The organism is Pseudomonas sp. NFX5, from assembly GCF_049132125.1.
Classification (GTDB): domain Bacteria; phylum Pseudomonadota; class Gammaproteobacteria; order Pseudomonadales; family Pseudomonadaceae; genus Aquipseudomonas; species Aquipseudomonas marginalis.
This window is the reverse complement of sequence record NZ_JAFMZG010000031.1, coordinates 48,766-71,298: the sequence shown is the minus strand read 5'-3', so window position 1 is coordinate 71,298 and position 22,533 is coordinate 48,766. Positions and strand designations below refer to the sequence as shown.

Below are 22,533 nucleotides of genomic sequence, written 5' to 3'. Positions count from 1 at the left end.
TCCATGTCGAAATTTTTTATCGACCGTCCCATTTTCGCCTGGGTAATTGCCCTGGTGATCATGCTGGTCGGGGCACTGTCGATCCTGAAGTTGCCCATCAACCAATACCCGGCCATCGCGCCAACCGCCATCGACATCCAGGTAACCTACCCAGGCGCGTCCGCACAAACCGTGCAGGACACCGTGGTGCAGGTCATCGAGCAGCAGCTCAACGGTATCGACAACCTGCGTTATGTGGCCTCGGACAGTAACTCCGACGGCAGCATGACCATCACCGCGACGTTCAACCAGGGTACCAACCCGGACATCGCCCAGGTGCAGGTGCAGAACAAGCTGAACCTGGCGACCCCATTGCTGCCGCAGGAAGTGCAGCAACAGGGTATCCGCGTAACCAAGTCGGTGAAGAACTTCCTGATGGTGATCGGCCTGGTGTCGGAAGACGGCAGCATGACCAAGGATGACTTGTCCAACTACATCGTTTCCAACATCCAGGACCCGATTTCCCGGACCGCAGGTGTGGGTGACTTCCAGGTGTTCGGTTCGCAGTACGCCATGCGTATCTGGCTGGACCCGGCCAAGCTGAACAACTTCCAGCTCACGCCGGTGGATGTCAGCACGGCCATCTCGGCACAGAACGTCCAGGTGGCCACCGGTCAATTGGGCGGCCTGCCTGCCCTGCCCGGCAACCAGCTGAACGCCACCATCATCGGCAAGACCCGCCTGCAGACGGCTGAGCAGTTCGGCAATATCCTCATGAAGGTCAATGCCGACGGTTCCCAGGTTCGCCTGCGTGACGTGGCGCGTATCGAACTCGGCGGCCAGAACTACAGCATCAGCGCGCAGTTCAACGGCAACCCGGCTTCCGGTATGGCGATCAAGCTCGCGTCGGGCGCCAACGCCCTGGACACCGCCAAGGCCATCCGTGCCACCGTGGCGTCCCTGGAACCGTTCTTCCCGCCTGGCATGAAGGCGGTGGTGCCGTATGACACCACCCCGGTCGTGACCGAATCGATCTCCGGTGTAGTGCACACCCTGATCGAAGCGATCGTGCTGGTGTTCCTGGTGATGTTCCTGTTCCTGCAGAACTTCCGCGCCACCATCATCACCACCATGACCGTACCGGTGGTATTGCTGGGTACCTTCGGGATCCTCGCGGCGTTCGGTTTCACCATCAACACATTGACCATGTTCGGCATGATCCTCGCCATCGGCCTGCTGGTGGACGACGCCATCGTCGTGGTGGAAAACGTCGAGCGGGTAATGGCCGAGGAGCATTTGTCGCCGAAAGAGGCGACGGTCAAGTCCATGGGCCAGATCCAGGGCGCCCTGGTGGGTATTGCCCTGGTACTGTCGGCGGTACTGTTGCCGATGGCATTCTTCGGCGGCTCCACCGGTGTGATCTACAAACAGTTCTCCATCACCATCGTTTCGGCCATGGCGTTGTCGGTACTGGTTGCCCTGATCTTCACCCCGGCCCTGTGCGCCACCATGCTCAAGCCGATCGACCCGGAAAAACACGGCCAACCCAAGCGTGGTTTCTTCGGCTGGTTCAACCGCACCTTCGACCGTGGCGTACTGAGCTACGAGCGCGGCGTGGGTAACATGATCAAGCACAAGATCCCGGCGTTCCTGGTGTACGCCCTGATCATCGCCGGCATGATCTGGCTGTTCATGCGCATCCCGGCTGCGTTCCTGCCCGATGAAGACCAGGGCGTGATCTTTGCCCAGGTGCAGACCCCGGTAGGCTCGTCGGCTGAACGCACGCAAAAAGTCATCGACGACATGCGCGCCTACCTGCTCAATGACAAGGAAGGCGAGCCGGGCGAAGGCAAAGGCGTGAAATCGGTGTTTACCGTGAACGGCTTCAACTTCGCCGGTCGTGGCCAGAGTTCGGGCCTGGCCTTCGTGATGCTCAAGCCGTGGGATGAGCGCGACTCGTCCACCTCGGTGTTCGAGATTGCCAAGCGTGCCCAGGGTTACTTCATGCAGACCTTCCAGGACGCCATGGTGTTTGCCATTGTGCCGCCGTCTGTACTGGAACTCGGTAACGCCACCGGTTTCGACGTGTTCCTGCAAGACCAGGGCGGTGTCGGCCATGAAAAGCTGATGGCGGCGCGTAACCAGTTCCTGGGCATGGCTGCCCAGAGCAAGATCCTGGCCGGTGTGCGCCCCAACGGCGTGAACGATGAGCCGCAATACGAGCTCACCGTCGACGACGAGAAGGCCAGTGCCCAGGGCATCACGCTGTCCAACATCAACCAGACCCTGGCGATTGCCTTGGGTGGCAGCTACGTCAACGACTTCATCGACCGTGGTCGGGTGAAGAAGGTTTACGTGCAAGGTGAAGCCGCCAGCCGGATGTCCCCGGAAGACCTGAACAAATGGTACGTGCGCAGCGACTCCGGGAAGATGGTGCCGTTGTCGGCCATCGCCTCGGGCAAGTGGATCTACGGCTCGCCGAAGCTCTCGCGTTATAACGGTGTAGCGGCGATGGAAATCCTCGGTACCCCGGCACCGGGCTACAGTACCGGTGACGCCATGGCCGAAGTCGAACGCATCGCCAAGCAACTGCCGGCGGGCGTGGGCTACGCCTGGACGGGCCTGTCGTATGAAGAACGCCTGTCCGGCTCCCAGGCGCCGGCACTGTATGCGCTGTCGCTGCTGGTGGTGTTCCTGTGCCTCGCGGCGCTGTACGAAAGCTGGTCGATCCCGATCGCAGTGATCCTGGTGGTTCCACTGGGCGTGGTGGGTGCGTTGATCGCCACCAGCATGCGCGGCTTGTCCAACGACGTGTTCTTCCAGGTGGGCTTGCTGGTGACGGTGGGCCTGGCGGCGAAGAACGCCATCCTGATCGTGGAGTTCGCCAAGGAACTCCACGAGCAAGGCAAAGGCATCGTCGAGGCGGCCATCGAGGCCTCGCGGATGCGCCTGCGGCCGATCATCATGACCTCCATGGCGTTCGTCCTCGGCGTGTTGCCGCTGGCGATCTCCTCGGGTGCCGGCTCAGGCAGCCAGCACGCAATCGGTACCGGTGTCATTGGCGGTATGATCACGGCCACGGTGCTGGCGATCTTCTGGGTCCCCCTGTTCTTCGCGAGCGTGTCCGCCATGGGCGAACGTAACAAGACTGAACCTAAGCAAACTCCTCAAGAGGCTGGCCAATGAGCAAGTCGCTACTTTCCTTAGCCGTCACCGCATTCGTGCTCAGTGGCTGCTCGCTGATCCCTGACTACCAGCGCCCTGAAGCGCCGGTGGCAGCTCAGTTCCCACAGGGGCCGGCGTATTCGTCGGCCCAGGCGCCGGGCCAGGCCGCTGCCGAGCAGGGCTGGAAGCAGTTTTTCCATGACCCTGCCCTGCAACAGCTGATCCAGACCGCGCTGGTGAACAACCGTGACCTGCGTGTCGCGGCGCTGAACATCGACGCGTATGCGGCGCAGTACCAGATCCAGCGTGCCGACCTGTTCCCGGCCGTATCGGCCACGGGCAGCGGCAGCCGTTCGCGCACCCCGGCCAAGCTGTCGCAGACCGGCGAATCGACCATCACCAGCCAGTACTCGGCCGGCCTCGGGATCAGTTCTTATGAGCTGGACCTGTTCGGTCGTGTGCGCAGCCTGAGTGAAGAAGCGCTGCAAAAGTACTTCGCCACTGAAGAAGCACGGCGCAGCACCCAGATCAGCCTGGTGGCCAGCGTGGCGAATGCCTACCTGACCTGGCAGGCCGACAAGGAACTGCTCAAGCTGACCCAGGACACCCTCGGCGCGTACGAGCAGAGCTTCAAACTGACCTCGCGCAGCAATGAAGTCGGTGTGGCGTCGGCCCTCGACCTCAGCCAGGCACGCACCTCGGTGGAAAATGCCCGCGTAGCGCTGGCACGCTACACCCGCCAGGTGGCCCAGGACGAAAACAACCTGACCCTGCTGCTGGGCACCGGCCTGCCGGCGAATATCGCCAGCAAGCCGCTGTCGGATGACCTGCTCAGCGACGTACCGGCCGGCTTGCCCTCCGACCTGCTGCAACGTCGTCCCGACATCGTGCAGGCCGAGTACAACCTCAAGGCCGCCAACGCCAACATCGGTGCGGCCCGTGCAGCGTTCTTCCCGAGCATCAGCCTGACCGCCAGCGCCGGTACCGCCAGCCCTACCCTGGGCGGCCTGTTCAAAGGCGGTTCGGGCACCTGGTCGTTCGCCCCGCAGATCAACATCCCGATCTTCAACGCCGGCAGCCTGCGCGCCAGCCTGGACTATTCGAAGATCCAGAAAGAGATCAACGTGGCGAACTACGAGAAGGCGATCCAGACCGGCTTCCAGGAAGTCTCCGACGGCCTCGCCGCGCGTGAGACCTACAAGCAGCAGTTGGAGGCCCAGCGTGGCTTCGTCGCGGCCAACCAGGATTACTACCGCCTGGCCGAGCGTCGCTACCGCATCGGTGTCGACAGCAACCTGACCTTCCTCGACGCCCAGCGCCAACTGTTCAGTGCCCAGCAATCGCTGATCACCGACCGCCTGGCGCAGCTGACCAGCGAGGTCAACCTGTACAAGGCCCTCGGTGGTGGCTGGAACGAGCAGACCGCGAAGAACGAGCCGTTGAAAGAAGAAGCACCGGCGTTGAAGTTGTTCTGATAGCGCCGCAATAAACAAAAACCGCCTCCCTTATCAGGAGGCGGTTTTTTATGGCCCGCGATATTTTACAGGCTGGGTGCCAAGGTTAAGTTCTCAATTCACTGACTTGAACCTGGAACACAGAACTCGAAATATCATACTGGGTGTTTTGACCGTCCGAGCCACGAGCAGTGATTGAGAAATTAAACTCACCGATAAACCAGAACCCTTCGTCTGGATGATCAGTGCGCCTTACGCGGAATGTACCCGTCGGATCAGAAAACCCGTATGAGAATTCAGGCCGCATAATAAAAAGCGTATCAACACTATTTGGCGGCCCCCCAGGCCCTGTGATCGGGTAATCAGTAAAGGTTTTCAGCTCTCTCCCTGCGAACTCGAGGACCGCACGATCACCTCCATCACGGGGCAAGCACTGAATAAAATAACTCGAGTCTGAGTAGATCACGAAAAATACATTACCCAGGTCGATGGGGTCATAACTGCCATTGACACTGGCGTTGATCTCACAAAGAACTGGAACCTTCGCTTGCACTCGGTGCTTGGGTACAAACTTACCCGTTGCGCCGTGGTTTGCTAACGCGCAGGTGATTTGAAGGGCATGGCAGACAACTTCCATATCGCCCTTGCCATCTGGCTTGAAGTAGATGGAAAACTGCATGCTCAGCGCTATACGGCCGTCCTTGTATTCAAGAAGGTCAACCGTCAGGGCCCCCGAATATTCGTCCGGGAAATACTCGATGCGGTTTCCCAAGGCAAAAGCCGCCCTGATTCCAGGGTCCTCCGGCCGGATCGGATAGGTCTGGCCTGCTTTCAGCCCTTCAGCCTTAAGGGTCAGTTCATTTTTCGAACCGGGATTGTCTTCAAACCCTAAACAAATGGAAAACTGAGCACCCTCGATATAGATCAACTCGAATGTGTCGAATGTAATCGGGGTCTTCTTGTTACTCCCAAAGATCAGGTCCGCGTTGAACGTATTCGACGACGTTAACAACTCACCTATGTCTGTTCCAAAGCTCATGAGCACTTCTCCCTTGAGCACCAGAAAAATACTGCCACCGCCTTGAACATAGGCGTTCAAAAACGGGCCATCTACTGTCAACCCTGACAGTAGACGCAGAAGCGGTTAAACATAAGGCTGACAGGTTGGCCAAGCGCTTTGTGGCGAGCGGGCTTGCCCCGCTCGTCACAAAGCGCTCCCGCCTTGCTTTGCGCTCAACCTTTCAGGTTAAAATCTGTCACAGATTCTTACAGACCACAGAGGGAGCTTGTCGTAATGATCGTAGGAATCGACCTGGGGACCACCAACAGTCTCGCAGCCGTCTGGCGCGGCGATGCCGCCGAAATGGTGCCCAATGCCCTGGGCCAGTTGCTGACCCCCAGCGTGGTCGGGCTGGATGACCAAGGCCGTGTCCTGGTGGGCCAGGCCGCCAAGGAGCGCCTGCACACCCACCCGCACCTGACGACTTCGCTGTTCAAGCGCTACATGGGCAGCGCCACCGAGGTGCGCCTGGGCGACCGCTCGTTCCGCCCCGAAGAACTCTCGGCGCTGGTACTCAAAAGCCTCAAGGAAGACATCGAGCGCACCTACGGCCAAACCGTTACCGACGCGGTGATCAGCGTGCCCGCCTATTTCAGCGACGGCCAACGCAAGGCCACACGCATCGCCGGTGAACTGGCGGGGCTCAGCGTTGAGAAACTGATCAACGAACCGACCGCCGCCGCCTTGGCCTACGGCCTGCACCAGCGTGATAAAGAAACCTCGTTCCTGGTCTTCGACCTTGGCGGCGGCACCTTCGACGTGTCGATCATCGAGCTGTTCGACGGGGTGATGGAAGTACGCGCCAGCGCCGGCGACAACTTTCTCGGCGGCGAAGACTTCGACACCCTGTTGCTCGAACACTTTGTCGACAGCCAACGCAACGCCACGGGTTTCCCGCCCACCAGCACGGTGCTGCAAGCCCTGCGCCGCGAAGCCGAGCGCGTACGCAAAGCCTTGGGCCAGGACGACAGCGCCGAGTTCGCCCTGCGCGTCGACGGCCAGCAATGGACAAAAACCATCACCCAACAGGAACTGGCCAAGCTCTACACGCCGCTGCTGGAACGCCTGCGCGCGCCGATCGAACGCGCCCTGCGCGATGCGCGGATTCGGGTCGGCGACCTGGATGAAATCCTGCTGGTGGGCGGCACCACGCGCATGCCGCTGGTGCGCAAACTCGCCGCCGGCCTGTTCGGGCGCTTCCCTTCCATCAGCCTCGACCCCGACCAAGTGGTCGCCCATGGTGCGGCGATCCAGGCCGCCCTCAAGGCCCGTTCCGCCGCCCTCGAAGAAGTGGTGCTGACCGATGTCTGCCCCTACACCCTGGGCATCGAAACCTCCAACCAGTACGGCGGCCATATCGAAAGCGGCCATTACCTGCCGTTGATCGAACGCAACAGCAGCGTGCCGGTCAGCCGGGTCAAAAGCGTGGTCACCCTGCACGATGACCAGGCCCACGTACTGCTGAAGATTTATCAGGGCGAAAGCCGCCTGGTCAAAGACAACATCGAGCTGGGCCAACTGGATATTCCGGTGCCCAAGCGCAAGGCCGGTGAAGTCTCCCTGGACGTGCGTTTCACCTACGACAACAACGGCCTGCTGGAAGCCCAGGTGAATATCCCGCTGACCGGCGAGCAGCATTCGCTGGTGATCGAGAACAACCCCGGCGTGCTCAACCCGCAGGAGATCCAGCAACGCCTGCAAGCCCTGGCGCAATTGAAGGTCCACCCCCGCGACCAGCAGGTCAACACCGTGCTCGTCGCCCGCCTCGAACGGCTCTACCAGGAAAACCTCGGCGAGCTGCGCGAACAGCTCGGGCATTGGGCGGCGCAGTTCCAGCAGGTACTCGACACCCAGGACGAACGCCGCATCCGCGAAGCGCGCAGCGAACTGAGCCGTCAACTTGAGCAACTCGACAACGGGTTCTGGCGCTGAGGGCACACCGATGGATTGCTGGACCGTACTGCAACTGCCGGAGGACGCCGACGAGCGCAGCATCAAGCGCAGCTATGCGCGCTTGCTCAAAGGCTGCCGCCCGGACGACGACGCCCAAGGCTTCCAGCGCCTGCGCGAGGCCTATGAACACGCGCTGAATGAAGCACGCTGGCGAGCGGATAACGAAGAGGCAGAACCCGTCCAGGCGCCCGTGGCCGAAGCGGTCTACACCAACCTGAATGACCTGGCCGAACTGCTGGACATCAGCCCCGTCAGCCCGGCGCCCTTCGACGCACCCACTCCGGACCCGGCCCAGACCCTGCTCGACGGCCTGACCGCGGGTAACCTCGATGAACGCTGGGCCCAGGCTCGGCAACAGGGTTGCACCGAGGCGTTCCAGGCCGGCCTGTTGCGCCATTGTTTCGAAGCACCGGGCGAACGCAGCGCCATCGCCGCTTGGGCCGCGCAACACCTGGAATGGCTGACCCCCTGGCAGCAGGTGGCGATGACGTCCTGGCAATACGAAGCACTGACCGGCGAGCTGCTGCAAGACTACCGCCGCACCCTGCAGGAACTGCTGGAGCAAAAGGCCGAGCGCGAGTTCATCACCCAGCTCACGCAGTACAACGACCAACCCTGGCTGCGGGTGTTCGACCTGCAACAGCAGTGGCAGCGCATCGTCCTGCACCTGCTGCATGACACCCAGTGGAGCGTGCCGCTGTTCGAGCGGGTGTGCCAGGCATTCGGCTGGGACGACCAGAAAGGCGTCTACCCGGAACCGGCGTGGATGTGGCGCGAACTGGTGTCGCGTTGCGAACAGGAAAGCTTCTACGCCAACCTGCAGGACAAGGCCCAGGACACGCGGCGCACATCAGCCGATGCCCTGGCCGCACGCCTGCTGCTGATGCCGATGTCCGCCACGCAACACAAACGCCTGATCGATGGATTTGGCGAGAACGAGTGGAACGCCTGCCAGCACCTGGCGCAAACACTGACCTGGCGCTATCCGCAACTGGTCGAGCGCCTGCCTCAAACAGACCTGTTCTTTTGGCGCAAATTCGTGCCCCGGCCGATCTACACCCAGGTGTTTATCCGGCTATGGGCCGTCTTCGCCCTGGGGCTTGGCCTGAGCATCGCCCACGATAAGCCAGACAGAATGGACGGGATGTCGCTGGTCATTTTCATGCTGATGGCGTTCGTGCCGGCGGCCGTTGGCTTTCGCGTCACCCAAATGTGGGCCGGGATGAGTTCAACCTATCGGGTGCTGGATGTGTGGCTGAGCCAGTACCTGATCCCCAAGCGAATCAACCCCAACGACTACTGGCTGGTGATTCGCCACGGCGTACCGCAGGCGATCATGCTGGTGGCCTGCGGTTTGATGCTTGGTGTACTGGGTGCGGTGACCTATGCCGGCGCGCTGCTGATCAACCTGCTGCACAAAAAACGCATCGGTCATATGAGCCAGAAGTTCGCCGAAGGCTACCCCTGGTTGAACGGCCTGCACTGGGCCTTCTGGAGCCCTCTGCAAGGGGTGTTCCTGGTGGTGATGGTGGCGCTGATCATTGCCGCCCAGCATTATTTGCCGGCGGTGCCCTGGACCCACTTCGACCTGCCCAAACGATAACCCGCCAATGCCGGGCCTCAGCGCCCGGCAACTTGCGTTCGATCATCGCCCACAACCCGCCCTGCCCCGATTGAACCGCCCCCGCACCGCCCCGCACCATGGCCGCCACCTGCATAAACCCAATAACAACAGGTCCACCACCATGAGCACTTTTCACCCGCGCCGGCTCCTGCTGGCCACCGCTATCGCCAGTCTTGCCCTGCCCGTCGTCGCCGAAGAACACGGTTTTCTGGAGGACGCCAGCGCCAACCTCAACCTGCGTAATTTCTTCTTCAACCGCAATTTCACCAACCCCACCAAAACCCAGGGTGGCGCGCAGGAGTGGACACAGAGTTTCATCCTCGACGCCAAGTCCGGCTTTACCCAAGGCACCGTCGGTTTCGGTGTGGATGTGCTCGGGCTGTACTCGTTGAAGCTCGATGGCGGGCGCGGTACCGGCGGCACCCAGTTGTTGCCGCTGGACCACGATGGCCGCCCTGCAGATGAATTCGGGCGTCTCGGCGTGGCGTTCAAGGCGCGTATTTCCAAGACCGAAGTGAAGGTCGGCGAATGGATGCCGGTGCTGCCGATCCTGCGTGCCGACGATGGCCGCTCCCTGCCGCAAACCCTGCGCGGCGGGCAGATCACCTCGAAGGAAATCGACGGCCTGACCCTGTACGGCGGCCAGTTCCGCGCCAACAGCCCGCGCGACGACAGCAGCATGTCGGACATGTCGATGGTCGGCAAAACCGCGTTCACCTCGGACCGCTTCAACTTCCAGGGCGGCGAGTACGCCTTCAACGACAAGCGCACCCAGGTCGGCGTGTGGAACGCCCAGCTCAAGGACATCTACAGCCAGCAGTTCGTCAACCTGATCCACAGCCAGCCCCTGGGCGACTGGACCCTGGGCGCCAACCTCGGGTTCTTCTACGGCAAGGACGACGGCAGCGCCCGCGCCGGCGACCTGGACAACAAGACCTGGTCCGGCCTGTTCTCGGCCAAGTATGGCGGCAACACCTTCTACGTCGGCCTGCAAAAACTCACCGGCAACAGCGCGTGGATGCGCGTCAACGGCACCAGCGGCGGCACCCTGGCCAACGACAGCTACAACTCGAGTTACGACAACGCCGAGGAAAAATCCTGGCAGGTGCGCCACGACTACAACTTCGCCGCCCTCGGCGTACCGGGCCTGACCCTGATGAACCGCTATATCAGCGGCAGCAACGTGCACACCGGCACCATCACCGATGGCAAGGAATGGGGTCGCGAAAGCGAATTGGGTTATACCGTGCAAAGCGGCGTGGTGAAGAACCTCACGGTGCGCTGGCGCAATTCGAGCATGCGCCGCGACTACAGCAACAATGAGTTCGATGAAAACCGGCTGATCGTCAGTTACCCGATAAGTCTGCTGTAATCCGGCGCCGCACTTACTGTATGGTGCGCGCCTGCCGCTGCTGATCCGCCCAGCAGCGGCCTCTTATCCGAGCCTGCGCACACCATGAAATCCTTTGCCATCGCATCCGCCGTGCTTGCCCTGGCCTTGAGCCTCAGCGGCTGTATCGGCGCACCCATCGCCCTGACCGCGCAGACCGAGCAACGCCTGCAGGCCCAGGCGCCGATCCGTTTTTTGCTGACTTTCGATGACGGCCCCAGCGCCTCGGGCTACGACAACCCCAGCCGTTCAGTGCTCGCCGACCTGGCGCACAACCCGGTGCTGCCGGGGATCAAGGCGGTGTTCTTCCTGCAGACCGAATCGTCGCGTTCCGGCGGCAGCTCGCGGGGTCGCAAGACGATGGAGCGTGAATACGCCGGCGGGCATGTGCTGGCTTTTCACACTGCCACGACCTTTCATACCAACCACCGCTGGCTGAATGATGCCGAGCTGGAGCGCACCCTCAGCCAGGGCGCGAGCGATATCGCCTCGATCACCGGCGCGCCGCCCGTGCTGGTCCGCCCGCCGTTCTGGAACTACGACCGGCGCACCTTCGCCGCCTACCAGCGCCATGGCATGCAGGTCCTGCTGACCGACCTGAGCGCCAATGACGGCAAGATCTGGGGCTTCAATGGCAGCCCAAGGCGCCGCGCCAACCTGTATCGACAACTGTCGGTGGTGCGCGAGCGCATCGCGCTGGGGGAGTTACCGACGGTGGACGGCGTGATACCGGTGGTGGTGACCTTCCACGATATCAACCGCTATACCGCGCGGCATATGCAGGAATACCTGCAGATCCTGCTGGACAGCGCACGAGTCAATGGCATGAAGACGGCTGCCGAACCGTTCTACACCGATACGGCCGCCCTGCAACGCGCGGCGCTGGCGCGTACGGTCAAAGACGTGAATGAAGCCGTGCATCTTCCGGGCGTGTGGAATTGGGTGTGGGACGCCGACTCCCACTGATCACTCGCGCGACTCGACACCCAGCTCATCCCATACAGACTCTGCCAGGTGAAACGTGGCATTCGCCGCCGGAATCCCGCAATAGATCGCGCTCTGCATCAGCACTTCCTTGATCTCGGCACGGGTCACGCCGTTGCTGGCGGCGGCGCGCAGGTGCAGCTTGAGTTCTTCGCTGCGGTTCATGCCAATCAGCATGGCGATGGTGATCAGGCTGCGGGTGTGGCGAGGCAGCCCGGGGCGGGTCCAGATGTCACCCCAGGCGTGGCGGGTGATCATGTCCTGGAACTCGCTGTTGAACTCGGTCAGGGCATTGAGGCTGCGGTCGACATGGGCATCGCCCAGCACTTCGCGGCGCACTTGCAGGCCGTCGGCGTAACGTTGTTTCTCGTCCACAAAAAACTCCTGGTTCAATAAGATTTCAATTCGATGACCTGTGGCGAGCGGGCTCCTGTGGTGAGCGGGCTTCTTGTGGTGAGCGGGCTTGCCCCGCGCTGGGGCGCGAAGCGGCCCCAAATCAGGCGCCACGGTCTGTCTGAAATAATTCGGCGTCCGTATTGGGGCTGCTTCGCAGCCCAGCGCGGGGCAAGCCCGCTCACCACAAGAAGCCCGCTCACCACAGGAAGCCCGCTCACCACAAGAAGCCCGCTCGCCACAGGAAGCCCACTTGCCACAACGAGCCAGTTGCCACAACAGCGGCCTCAGCGGGCCAGCAGGAATTTGATAACCCGGTCACTGAATGCAGCGCCAGCCTGTACGTTGGACAGGTGCGCCGCGTAGAACTCGGCGTACTCGGCGCCCTGCACATGGTGCTGGATAAAGTGGCCACCGGCCGGTGGGGTCACGGCGTCTTCAGTGCCGGCAATCACCAGGGTGCGTGCCTTGATCTTCGGCAACTGCTCACGGAAATCCGCATCACGCACGGCGGCGCAGTTGGCCGCGTAACCTGGGGGCGAAGTCGCGGCAAGCATGTCGGTGATCTGCTTGGCCTGGTGCGGGTTGGCTGCCGCAAAATCGGCGGTGAACCAACGCGCAATCGACGCATCGCGCAAGGCCACCATGGCCGCCGCGCCATCACGCTGGACCATCTCGATCCGTGGGTTCCAGATCTCCGGCGTGCCGATTTTGGCGGCGGTGTTGCACACCACCAGGCGCTGCAGGCGCTCACCGGCATTAATCCCCAGCCATTGGCCGATCAAGCCCCCCATGGACAGCCCGCAAAAGTGCGCACGCTGAATATCCAGCGCATCCAGCAGTGCGATCACGTCGTGGCCCAACTGCTCGATGCTGTACGGTCCCTCGGTCACCAGGGATTTGCCGTGGCCACGGGTGTCGAAACGCAACACCCGGAAATGCTCGGTAAACGCCGGGATCTGGATGTCCCACATATGCAGGTCGGTGCCCAGCGAGTTGGACAGCACCAGCACCGGTGCGTCCACGGGGCCATCGAGTTGGTAATGCAGTTCGCCCTCGGCGAGTTGTACGAAAGCCACAGCGTTCTCCTTAGGCGTTCAATGCAAAGTGTTCGGTGACAGCGCGAGTGACCCAGGTGGGCGCCTGGCCCAGGTAGTGGGCCGGGTCGAGCAGGCGGTCCAACTCGGTGGCGGACAGCTCGGCGGTGACCTGCGGTTCGTCCGCCAGCACCGCGCGCAAGTGGCGCCCTTCTGCGACGGCGCGTTTGCAGCATTGCTCCAGCAGGTGGTGCGCGGTTTCCCGGCCCAGGCGTTGAGCCAGCACGATGCTGACGGCTTCGGCCAGCACCAGGCCTTGGGTCAGGTCGAGGTTGTGGGCCATGCGTCCGGGGTCGACTTCCAACCCTTCGCTCACCAGCAGCGCTTGTTTCAAGGCCCCGGACACCAGGCGGCAAATCTCCGGCAAGGTTTCCCATTCGGCGTGCCACAGGCCCAGGCTGCGTTCATGTTCCTGGGGCATGGCGCTGAACATCGTCGCCACCAGGCCGGGCACGCGCGTGGCGGTGCTGATCAGCACGGCGGCGCCCACCGGGTTGCGTTTGTGCGGCATGGTCGACGAACCGCCCTTGCCGGGCGCCGACGGCTCGAACACTTCGGCCGCTTCGGTTTGCATCAGCAGGCTGATATCGCGGCCCAGTTTGCCGAGGCTGCCGGCGATCAGGCCCAGGACGGAGGCGAACTCCACCAGACGATCCCGTTGGGTGTGCCAGGGTTGTTCAGGCAAGCTCAGCTTCAACTCCGCCCCCAGCGCCTCGGCCACCGGCATGGCGTGTTCGCCGAGTGCCGCCAACGTCCCGGACGCGCCGCCGAATTGCAGCACCAGCAAACGCGGTTGCAGTTCTTTCAAACGCTGGCGACTGCGCGTCACCGCGCCCAGCCAACCGGCAATCTTCATCCCCAGGGTGACCGGCGTCGCGTGCTGTAACCAGGTACGCCCGGCCAACGGCGTCGTCGCATAACGCTGGGCCTGGGCGGCCAGCACGTCGCCCAGACGCGCCAGGTCCGTTTCGATCAACCCCAGGGCCCGGCGCAGTTGCAGCACCAGCCCGGTGTCCATCACGTCCTGGCTGGTCGCGCCCAGGTGCACATAACGTTCGGCCCCGGCATCCCCGCTGGCAATCAACTTGCCCAGGGCCTTCACCAGCGGAATCGCCGAATTCCCCGCCGTGGCAATCGCCACGCCGAGGGCATCCACGTCGTACAGCGACGCCAGGCACGCCTGGGCAATCGGCGCCACGGCGGCCTGGGGTATCAACCCGACCCGGGCCTGCGCCCGGGCGAGCGCGGCTTCGAAATCGAGCATGCCCTGCAGGCGTCCCTGGTCGCAGAACACCTCGGCCATGCTGTCAGCAGTGAAGTAAGCGTCGAACAGTTGATTGCTCGTGCGCAGTGTCATAACTCATCCCTTACAAATCGTGATGCAGGTACGCCGCCTGTTTCGGCAGGCGCAAGCTGAACAGGAAGGCCACCGCCATCATCGCGGTGACGTACCAATAGAAAGTGTTTTCCATGCCCATGGATTTGAGGCCCAGGGCCACGTATTCCGCCGAACCGCCGAAGATCGCGTTGGCCACCGCATAGGCCAGGCCCACGCCCAGGGCGCGCACTTGTGGCGGGAACATTTCCGCCTTCACCAGGCCGCTGATCGAGGTGTAGAAGCTGACAATCGCCAGGGCCAGGGTGATCAGCACAAACGCCAGGAACGGACTGCTGACGGTTTTCAAGCTGAGCAGGATCGGCACCGTGCACAGTGTGCCCAACGCGCCGAACCACAGCATCGAGTTACGCCGGCCGATCTTGTCGGCCAGCATGCCGAACAGCGGCTGCATGCACATGTACAGGAACAGCGCGCCGGTCATGATGTAACTGGCGGTCTTGGCGTGCATCCCGGCGGTGTTCACCAGGTACTTCTGCATGTAGGTGGTAAAGGTGTAGAAAATCAGCGAACCGCCTGCGGTGTAGCCGAGCACGGTGATGAATGCCGCCTTATGGTCACGGAACAGCGCGGCGATACTGCCGGCGTCCTTGTCCGCGCGGGTTTCCTTGCTGGTGGTTTCCTTGAGGGTGCGGCGCAGCAGCAGGGAGATCACCGCGGCAATCGCACCGATCACGAACGGAATCCGCCAGCCCCAGGCCCGCAGTTCTTCCTCAGTGAGGATCTGTTGCAGGATCACCACCACCAGCACCGCCAACAGTTGGCCACCGATCAGGGTCACGTACTGGAACGAGGCGAAAAACCCACGCTGGCCCTTGAGCGCGACTTCACTCATGTAGGTGGCGGTGGTGCCATATTCGCCCCCCACCGACAGGCCCTGGAACAGCCGCGCCACCAGCAGCAGGGCCGGGGCCCAGGCGCCGATGTCTTTGTAGGTGGGCAAAAAGGCGATGACCAGGGAACCGGCGCACATCATCAGCACCGAGATCATCATCGAATTCTTGCGCCCGTGCTTGTCGGCGACCCGGCCGAACAGCCAGCCGCCGATGGGGCGCATCAGGAAGCCGGCGGCGAACACGCCAGCGGTGTTGAGCAGTTGGACCGTGGGGTCATCCGACGGGAAAAACGCCGGGGCGAAGTAGATGGCGCAGAAGGCATAGACGTAGAAGTCGAACCATTCGACCAGGTTGCCGGAGGAGGCACCGACAATCGCAAAGATCCGTTTGCTGCGCTCTTCTCCGGTGTAGTGACTGGTGGTTGTTGTCATGGTTTTTCACTCAGTGGGAACGGTTATAGCCTAGACATACTTTGCAACAACCATGTTCCGCAAGCAGACTTTTGAGTAGGCGGTGCCTGAACCGGCCCCCTCCCACATCAAAATGTGGGAGGGGGCTTGCCCCCGATGGGGCCCTGACAAGCGACTCAATAATCGAAGAACACCGTCTCCTTATCTGTGCCCTGCAAAATCACATTCCACTGGTGCACACCCGCCGCGTCCGGCTTGGCAATCAACGTGCCGCGCCGCTCGGCAGGCACACAGGCCAGCAACGGGTCATCCCCATTCAACGCCTCGCCCTCGAAATAAATCCGCGTCAGCAGGTGCTTCACCAGCCCACGGGCAAACACCAGCACCACCAGGTGCGGCGCCTGGGTCGTGCCTTGCAGGCCCGGCACGCTGCCCGGCTTGATCGTGGTAAAGCGGAAGCGCCCTTCGGCATCCACCGGCACCCGGCCGAAGCCTTCGAAGTTCGGGTCGAGCGCCTTGTCCTGCTCGTCTTCAGGGTGGTCGTACTTGCCAGCGGCATTGGCCTGCCAGACTTCGAGCATGGCGTCGTTGACAACATCACCGTTGCCGTCCACCACTTGCCCGCTGATCGCCACGCGCTCGCCGAGGGTGGCGGCGACGGTCAAATCCTCGCGGTTCAGCCAGGTCAGGCCGATGTGGTAGTACGGCCCGACGGTGTGGGACGTGGTCGCGTAGAGTGTCATCTCATTTCTCCATCGGCGTGGCGTCGCGGCCGCGCAGGACGATGTCCCAGCGGTAGCCGAGGGCATAGGAAGGAATGGTCTTTTCCAGGTCGAAACGGGCGATCAGGCGTTCCTTGGCGCTGGTATCCGGCACACAGTTGTAGATCGGGTCGTATTCCAGCAGCGGGTCGCCAGGGAAATACATCTGCGTCACCAGGCGTGTCAGTACGCTCGGGCCGAACAGCGAAAAGTGGATATGCGCCGGGCGCCACGCGTTGTGGTGGTTGCCCCATGGGTAGGCCCCAGGCTTGATGGTCTGGAACTGGTACCAGCCATCGGCGTCGGTGACGGTGCGCCCGGTGCCGGTGAAGTTCGGGTCCAGCGGCGCATCGTGCAGGTCACGCTTGTGGTTGTAGCGACCGGCGGCGTTGGCCTGCCAGATCTCCACGAGGATGCCCGGCACCGGCAGGCCGTTTTCATCCAGCACGCGGCCATGAATGATGATGCGTTCGCCCAACGGTTCGCCGTCGTGTTGGGCGGTGAGGTCGTTGTCCTTTTCGCTGACTCGCTCGGCACCGATGGTCGGGCCGGTGATTTCCGACAAGGAATGGGGCAGGAACACCAACGGCTGGGACGGCGAACGCAGGTTCGTCGACTGGTAGGCCGGGTGCAGGTAATCAGGCTGAGTGCCCGCTTGCGGGCGCCGGTAACCGGGCTTGTCACTCATGGAGCTGTCCTCTCTTATTAGATGCGTTCGATCGCCAGGGCCAGGCCTTGGCCGACGCCCACGCACATGGTCGCCAGGCCTTTACGGCCGCCGGTTTTTTCCAACTGATGCAGGGCCGTCAATACCAGCCGTGCACCGCTCATGCCCAAGGGGTGGCCCAGTGCGATGGCGCCACCGTTCGGGTTGACCTGGGGTGCATCGTCGGCGATGCCCAGTTCACGCAGCACCGCCAGGCCTTGGCTGGCGAAGGCTTCATTGAGTTCGATCACATCGAAGTCAGTCACGGCTAGGCCCAGGCGTTCCACCAGCTTGCGTACCGCCGGCACCGGGCCGATGCCCATCACCCGTGGCGCGACACCGGCGCTGGCCATGCCCAGCACGCGGGCGCGGGCAATCAGGCCGTGTTTTTTCACCGCTTCGGCAGACGCCAGGATCAGCGCGGCCGCACCGTCATTCACCCCCGAGGCATTGCCCGCGGTGACGGTCTTGTCCGGGCCGTTGACCGGTTTGAGTTTGGCCAGGGCTTCAAGGGTAGTGTCCCTGGGGTGCTCATCGTGCTCCACCACGGTTTCGCCTTTTTTATGGGCGACCCGCACCGGCACGATTTCTTCGGCGAAGAACCCGGCCGCCTGGGCGGCGGCGGTGCGTTGCTGGCTGCGCAGGGCAAAGGCGTCCTGGTCGGCGCGGGAAACCTGGTAGTCGTCGGCGACGTTATCGGCGGTCTGCGGCATGGCGTCCACGCCGTACTGGGCCTTCATCAACGGGTTGATAAAACGCCAGCCGATGGTGGTGTCTTCCAGCTTCATGTTGCGCGAAAACGCCGCATCCGCCTTGCCCATCACGAACGGCGCACGGGACATCGACTCGACGCCACCGGCAATCGCCAGCTCCATTTCGCCACTGGCGATGGCGCGAAACGCGGTGCCGATCGCATCCATGCCCGAGGCGCACAAACGGTTGAGGGTCACCCCCGGAATGCTCTCCGGCAGGCCGGCCAGCAGCAACGCCATGCGGGCGACGTTGCGGTTGTCTTCACCGGCCTGGTTGGCGCAGCCGAGGAACACCTCGTCAACGGCCGACCAGTCCACGTAAGGGTTGCGCTCGATCAGCGCCTTGATCGGCACGGCCGCCAGGTCATCGGCGCGCACGCTGGACAGGCCACCGCCAAAGCGGCCGATGGGGGTGCGAATCGCATCGCAGATAAACACCTCGCGCATCAGGCTTCTCCCGGTGCTTGGCCGTGGGCGGCGGCCGTGCGTGCTTCGAGGTCACGCAGGGCGGTCAACTCGACCTCGGTCGGCTCGGCGGTGGTGCTGACCTGCTCGGCAAATCGAATCGCCCAACCGGTGGCCGCTACGACTTGCTCGCGGGTCACGCCCGGATGGAGGGCGGTGACCACGAATTCATGGGTGCCCTCTTCCGGTTCCATGATGCACAGGTCGGTAATGATTCCGACAGGACCGGCACCCGGCAGCCCCAGGCGTTTGCGCGAATCCCCACCTTCGCCGTGGCCGACCGAGGTGATGAAGTCCAGCTTGTCGACAAACGAACGGGACGACTGCTTGAGGATGATCAACACGCTCTTGGCCGAGCCGGCGATTTCCGGCGCGCCACCGGCGCCCGGCAGGCGCACCTTGGGTTGGTGATAATCACCGACCACGGTGGTGTTGATGTTGCCGAAGCGGTCGACTTGCGCGGCACCGAGGAAGCCCACGTCGATACGCCCGCCCTGCAGCCAGTAGCGAAAAATCTCGCCGGTCGGCACCACGGTGTCGGCGGTTTCCGCCAGCTCGCCATCACCGATCGACAGTGGCAATACGCTGGGCTTGGCGCCAATCGGCCCGGACTCGTAGATCAGCACCACATCCGGCGACGAAGTCAGGCGCGCCAGGTTGGCGGCCTTGGACGGCAGGCCGATGCCCACAAAGCACACGGAGCCGTTCTTGAGGCGGCGCGCGGCGGCGACGGTCATCATTTCATTGGTCGAGTAAGCCATTACTTGGCCTCCTGCTGCGTGGTCAGCTTGGCCTGGAATTCACTGAAATCGGCAGTGCCGTGGATGTATTCATCCATCCAGGCAGTAAAGGTCCCACGGTCGCGGGCGATGGGGTCCCACGCCTGGTAGAAGCGATTGTCACGCTCGTTGTAGCCGTGGGCGTAGGACGGATGGGCACCACCGGGTACGTGGCACACCGCAGTCAGGGCCCAGGTCGGCAGTACGCAACTGTTCATCGGCGCGTTCAGGTCATCGACGATTTCTTCCACGGTGACGATGCAGCGCTTGGCCGCCAGGGCCGCTTCCTTCTGCACCCCAAGAATGCCCCAGAGCAGCACGTTGCCCTTGCGATCAGCCTTTTGCGCGTGGATCACGGTGACGTCCGGACGCACCGACGGCACCGCTGCCAGCACTTCACCGGTGAACGGGCACGTCACGCTCTTGATCAGCGGGTTGACCTTGGGCAAGTCGGAACCCGCGTAGGCGCGCAGCACCGCGAACGGCAGGCCCGATGCGCCGGCGACGTAGGCATTGGCCAGGTCGGCGTGGCTGTGTTCTTCGATTTCCAACGGTTGCGGCCATTGCTTTTCGACCGCGTCACGCAGGCGATGCAGGGAACCTACACCCGGGTTACCGCCCCAGGAAAAAATCAACTTGCGCGCGCACCCGGCACCAATCAACTGGTCGTAGATCAGGTCAGGCGTCATACGCACCAGCGTCAGGTCTTTCTTGCCCTGACGAATGATTTCATGACCCGCTGCCGTAGGGATCAGATGGGTGAAGCCTTCCAGTGCGACAGTGTCGCCGTCGTTCACGAATTGCTTCACCGCGTCACGCAGCGCAAGAATTTCAGCCATGGGGTTGGGCTCCCGGTGTGGATCGAAAAGGCGCTGAGGTGGCGCCGAAGTGCTTGAAGATTAAGCCGGGGAAATCGGCCAAACAATCCGATAATCGACTCAGCGTTCGATTATCGAACGGATTGTTGGCAGGCTATCGATTAATCTCAGGTCGCATCCGCATGGCTGACCATGCCTTTGATCACCACGGCTGCCGTGGCCAAAGCGGCCGGAATCACCAGGGCGGTGAGCACCTGCTCGAAGTTCCAGCCCAGGCCCAGCAAGGTGGCACCCATCCACGCGCCGAGGATCGCGCCGAAACGGCCGATGCCAAGCATCCACGACACGCCGGTGGCGCGGCCTTGGGTCGGGTAGAAGCGCGCGGCCAGGGATGGCATCGCCGATTGCGCACCGTTGACGCACATCCCGGCGACCAGCACCAAGGTGGCCAATAGGGTGATATTGCCCAGGCTTTGCCCCACCGCGTAGGCAAACACCCCGGCCAGCAGGTAGAAGGTGCCGATGACCTTGTGGGGGTTGAACCGGTCCATCGCCCATCCCACGCCGACGGCGCTCAATACGCCACCAAACTGGAACAGCGCGCCGATGAAGGCGGCCTGCTCCATGCTGGCGCCGCTGTCGCGCATCAGGGTCGGCAGCCAACTGGTCAGCAGGTACACGATCACCAGGCCCATGAAGTACGTGAGCCACAGCAGCAAGGTGCCGGCGCTGTAGGTGCCCGAGAAAATCACCGCGAACACGTTGCGCGCCTTGACTGTTTTTTGTTCGGGCACGCTGAAGGCGGTGGCCTGGGCAACAATAGAGGGTTCGATGGGCGACAGGGTCTTGCGCACCTTATCGACACCTCGATTACGCACCACCAGGAAACGCGCCGATTCCGGCAGCCACAGCATCAGCACCACCACCAGGATCAACGGCAGGATGCCGCCGATCATCAACAAGGCGTGCCAGCCGAACGCCGGGATCAGCTTGGCCGAGATAAACCCGCCACCAGCCATGCCCAGGTTGAAACCACAGAACATGCTGGTCACCAATAGCGACTTGTGGCGTTCAGGGGTGTATTCGGAGAGCAGGGTCGTCGCGTTCGGCATGCCGGCACCCAGGCCCAGCCCGGTGAGAAAACGCAGCACCAGCAATTGGTCCACGTTGCTGCTGTAGGCCGAGGCCAGGCTGAAGGCGCCAAACACCAGCACCGCGCCCACCAGTACAACCTTGCGCCCGAAACGGTCAGCCAGCGGTCCGGAACCCAGGGCGCCGAACACCATGCCGATCAACGCAGCGCTCATCACCGGGCCAAGGCTGGCGCGGTCAATGCCCCAGTCCTGGGACAGCGCGGGCGCGATAAAGCCCATGGCGGCGGTGTCGAGGCCATCGAGGAAAACGATGAGGAAACACAGGATCACCACGCGCCACTGGTAACGGGACAGTGGCTGGGTGTTGATGAAGGACTGGACGTCCAGGGTCGTGCCGACAGAAGGTTGATTCATTATTCTTATTCCACACCGATGGCGGGCCAACGGCCTGGGGCCGTCATTATTATTGGTGCGCCCTCAAGAGCGCTGCCGCACAGTAATAAGCCGGGGGAAACATCGTCAATTGATCAAGCGGGGATCTGTGCGGTCACCGAACACCTTAGGCAAACAACTGCGCACTCAACTCACGGCTGGCACTGAGCATGCTCGGCAGGAAACGCTGCTCCAGTTCGCTGCGGCTGACCCGTCCAGCGTGAGTACTGACATTGAGCGCCGCCAGCACCTGGCCGGACGCGTCATACACCGGCACGGCGATGGAGCGCAGACCCTGTTCCAGTTCCTGGTCGACAATGCACCAGCCCTGCTGACGCACTTGTTGCAGGCATTCGAACAAGGCTTCAGGGGTGGTCAGGGTGCGGCTGGTCTTGGTTTGCAGGTCGGCATGGTCGAGGTAGTCCTGCAGCGAAGCGTCATCCAATGCCGCGAGCAGGATACGGCCCATGGAGGTGCAATAGGCCGGCAACCGTCCGCCCACCGACAGGTCCACCGAAATCAGGCGCTGGGTGGTGGCCGAACGGGCAATGTAGAGGATGTCATCGCCTTCAAGGGTGGCCATGTTGCAGGCTTCGTGCAGTTGCTCGCTCATGCGGTCCAGGTAAGGCTGGGCCGATACCGCCAAAGGCGTGGAGGACAGGTAGGCATGCCCCAGGGTCAGGACTTTGGGCAGCAATGAATAGGTGCGCCCATCGGTGGTGGCGTAGCCGAGCTTGATCAAGGTATGCAGGCAACGGCGTACGGCGGCGCGGGGGATCTCGGTGCGGTGGCTGATCTGGGCGATGGTCAGGTGGCGCTTGCGCTCCTGGAACGCCTGCACCACCGCCAGGCCGCGGGCCAGGGAGGTCATGAAGTCGGGGTCACCGGTAAACGCCTGGATACGCTTGGCCGGCGAGGCAACGATCGGCGGCGCCACTGACGCGAAAGAGTTGCGCAATTGATCGTTCATGCCAGGTTCCTTTCT

General features: G+C 62.6%; 18 protein-coding genes. 6 read left to right on the top strand and 12 right to left on the bottom strand.

Going from position 1 to position 22,533, the window contains the following annotated elements; translation table 11 throughout:
* Positions 1-3: 3 nt before the first annotated feature.
* Together J1N02_RS20815 and adeC are read left to right on the top strand one after the other, a co-directional pair.
* Positions 4-3,165: an efflux RND transporter permease subunit gene (locus J1N02_RS20815; RefSeq protein WP_027604393.1), complete on the top strand. Its 3,162-nt coding sequence runs from the start codon at positions 4-6 to the stop codon at positions 3,163-3,165.
* Positions 3,162-4,619: an AdeC/AdeK/OprM family multidrug efflux complex outer membrane factor gene (adeC, locus tag J1N02_RS20810; protein WP_027604394.1), complete on the top strand. Its 1,458-nt coding sequence runs from the start codon at positions 3,162-3,164 to the stop codon at positions 4,617-4,619. Before J1N02_RS20815 ends, adeC begins: the two co-directional genes overlap by 4 nt.
* An 85-nt stretch (positions 4,620-4,704) precedes the next feature.
* On the opposite strand, the gene J1N02_RS20805 is transcribed toward adeC, so the two are convergent.
* Positions 4,705-5,697: a hypothetical protein gene (locus J1N02_RS20805; protein WP_421147678.1), complete on the bottom strand. Its 993-nt coding sequence runs from the start codon at positions 5,695-5,697 to the stop codon at positions 4,705-4,707.
* A gap of 195 nt (positions 5,698-5,892) precedes the next feature.
* Here J1N02_RS20805 and J1N02_RS20800 point away from each other — a divergent pair, with 195 nt between their 5' ends.
* The 4 genes from J1N02_RS20800 to J1N02_RS20785 all read left to right on the top strand — a co-directional run bounded on the left by J1N02_RS20800 (position 5,893) and on the right by J1N02_RS20785 (position 11,591).
* Positions 5,893-7,590 carry a molecular chaperone HscC gene (locus J1N02_RS20800; RefSeq protein ID WP_027604396.1) on the top strand — a complete coding sequence of 566 codons (1,698 nt, stop codon included), beginning with the start codon at positions 5,893-5,895 and terminating at the stop codon, positions 7,588-7,590.
* A 10-nt stretch (positions 7,591-7,600) separates the two neighbouring features.
* On the top strand, positions 7,601-9,214 hold the full coding sequence (locus J1N02_RS20795; protein ID WP_098480241.1) for a J domain-containing protein: 1,614 nt from the start codon (positions 7,601-7,603) through the stop codon (positions 9,212-9,214).
* Between the two features lie 142 nt (positions 9,215-9,356).
* A complete protein-coding gene (locus tag J1N02_RS20790; protein WP_146475801.1) occupies positions 9,357-10,607 on the top strand; it encodes an OprD family porin in 1,251 nt (416 codons plus the stop codon).
* Between the two features lie 84 nt (positions 10,608-10,691).
* Entirely contained in the window at positions 10,692-11,591 is a 900-nt protein-coding gene (locus J1N02_RS20785; protein WP_027604399.1) for a polysaccharide deacetylase family protein, read from the top strand.
* Here J1N02_RS20785 and pcaC read toward each other — a convergent pair whose 3' ends face one another.
* The 11 genes from pcaC to pcaR form a co-directional block, all read right to left on the bottom strand.
* Entirely contained in the window at positions 11,592-11,984 is a 393-nt protein-coding gene (gene pcaC / locus J1N02_RS20780) for a 4-carboxymuconolactone decarboxylase (RefSeq protein WP_027604400.1), read from the bottom strand. It lies immediately after the preceding gene.
* 305 nt (positions 11,985-12,289) lie between these two features.
* Positions 12,290-13,081, bottom strand: coding sequence for a 3-oxoadipate enol-lactonase (gene pcaD / locus J1N02_RS20775; RefSeq protein ID WP_146475802.1), 792 nt, complete (start codon positions 13,079-13,081; stop codon positions 12,290-12,292).
* 10 nt (positions 13,082-13,091) lie between these two features.
* The gene (locus J1N02_RS20770) at positions 13,092-14,456 is read right to left on the bottom strand and encodes a 3-carboxy-cis,cis-muconate cycloisomerase (RefSeq protein WP_421147677.1); all 1,365 of its coding nucleotides are present in this window, start codon (positions 14,454-14,456) and stop codon (positions 13,092-13,094) included.
* Positions 14,457-14,466: 10 nt separating this feature from the next.
* Positions 14,467-15,762: an MFS family transporter gene (locus J1N02_RS20765; protein WP_098480245.1), complete on the bottom strand. Its 1,296-nt coding sequence runs from the start codon at positions 15,760-15,762 to the stop codon at positions 14,467-14,469.
* 155 nt (positions 15,763-15,917) lie between these two features.
* The gene (gene pcaG / locus J1N02_RS20760) at positions 15,918-16,484 is read right to left on the bottom strand and encodes a protocatechuate 3,4-dioxygenase subunit alpha (protein WP_098480246.1); all 567 of its coding nucleotides are present in this window, start codon (positions 16,482-16,484) and stop codon (positions 15,918-15,920) included.
* Position 16,485: 1 nt separating this feature from the next.
* The gene (gene pcaH / locus J1N02_RS20755; RefSeq protein WP_027604405.1) at positions 16,486-17,190 is read right to left on the bottom strand and encodes a protocatechuate 3,4-dioxygenase subunit beta; all 705 of its coding nucleotides are present in this window, start codon (positions 17,188-17,190) and stop codon (positions 16,486-16,488) included.
* A 17-nt stretch (positions 17,191-17,207) separates the two neighbouring features.
* The gene (pcaF, locus tag J1N02_RS20750) at positions 17,208-18,410 is read right to left on the bottom strand and encodes a 3-oxoadipyl-CoA thiolase (RefSeq protein WP_421147766.1); all 1,203 of its coding nucleotides are present in this window, start codon (positions 18,408-18,410) and stop codon (positions 17,208-17,210) included.
* Complete coding sequence (locus J1N02_RS20745; RefSeq protein WP_027604407.1) at positions 18,407-19,186, bottom strand: CoA-transferase subunit beta; 780 nt, start codon at positions 19,184-19,186, stop codon at positions 18,407-18,409. Before J1N02_RS20745 ends, pcaF begins: the two co-directional genes overlap by 4 nt.
* Complete coding sequence (locus tag J1N02_RS20740) at positions 19,186-20,043, bottom strand: CoA transferase subunit A (protein WP_027604408.1); 858 nt, start codon at positions 20,041-20,043, stop codon at positions 19,186-19,188. The genes J1N02_RS20745 and J1N02_RS20740 overlap by 1 nt, the downstream gene beginning before the upstream one ends.
* A gap of 146 nt (positions 20,044-20,189) precedes the next feature.
* Complete coding sequence (locus J1N02_RS20735) at positions 20,190-21,530, bottom strand: MFS transporter (protein ID WP_027604409.1); 1,341 nt, start codon at positions 21,528-21,530, stop codon at positions 20,190-20,192.
* Positions 21,531-21,675: 145 nt separating this feature from the next.
* Positions 21,676-22,518 (bottom strand): pca regulon transcriptional regulator PcaR, encoded by an 843-nt coding sequence (gene pcaR / locus J1N02_RS20730; protein ID WP_025855315.1) that lies wholly within the window; start codon positions 22,516-22,518, stop codon positions 21,676-21,678.
* Positions 22,519-22,533: the final 15 nt, after the last annotated feature.

Coding starts and splice junctions, on each gene's coding strand:
- J1N02_RS20815 (WP_027604393.1), top strand. CDS start 4: ATGTCGAAATTTTTTATCGACCGTCCCATTTTCGCCTGGGTAATTGCC.
- adeC (WP_027604394.1), top strand. CDS start 3,162: ATGAGCAAGTCGCTACTTTCCTTAGCCGTCACCGCATTCGTGCTCAGT.
- J1N02_RS20800 (WP_027604396.1), top strand. CDS start 5,893: ATGATCGTAGGAATCGACCTGGGGACCACCAACAGTCTCGCAGCCGTC.
- J1N02_RS20795 (WP_098480241.1), top strand. CDS start 7,601: ATGGATTGCTGGACCGTACTGCAACTGCCGGAGGACGCCGACGAGCGC.
- J1N02_RS20790 (WP_146475801.1), top strand. CDS start 9,357: ATGAGCACTTTTCACCCGCGCCGGCTCCTGCTGGCCACCGCTATCGCC.
- J1N02_RS20785 (WP_027604399.1), top strand. CDS start 10,692: ATGAAATCCTTTGCCATCGCATCCGCCGTGCTTGCCCTGGCCTTGAGC.
- J1N02_RS20770 (WP_421147677.1), bottom strand. CDS start 14,456: ATGACACTGCGCACGAGCAATCAACTGTTCGACGCTTACTTCACTGCT.
- J1N02_RS20765 (WP_098480245.1), bottom strand. CDS start 15,762: ATGACAACAACCACCAGTCACTACACCGGAGAAGAGCGCAGCAAACGG.
- pcaG (WP_098480246.1), bottom strand. CDS start 16,484: ATGACACTCTACGCGACCACGTCCCACACCGTCGGGCCGTACTACCAC.
- pcaH (WP_027604405.1), bottom strand. CDS start 17,190: ATGAGTGACAAGCCCGGTTACCGGCGCCCGCAAGCGGGCACTCAGCCT.
- J1N02_RS20745 (WP_027604407.1), bottom strand. CDS start 19,186: ATGGCTTACTCGACCAATGAAATGATGACCGTCGCCGCCGCGCGCCGC.
- J1N02_RS20740 (WP_027604408.1), bottom strand. CDS start 20,043: ATGGCTGAAATTCTTGCGCTGCGTGACGCGGTGAAGCAATTCGTGAAC.
- J1N02_RS20735 (WP_027604409.1), bottom strand. CDS start 21,530: ATGAATCAACCTTCTGTCGGCACGACCCTGGACGTCCAGTCCTTCATC.
- pcaR (WP_025855315.1), bottom strand. CDS start 22,518: ATGAACGATCAATTGCGCAACTCTTTCGCGTCAGTGGCGCCGCCGATC.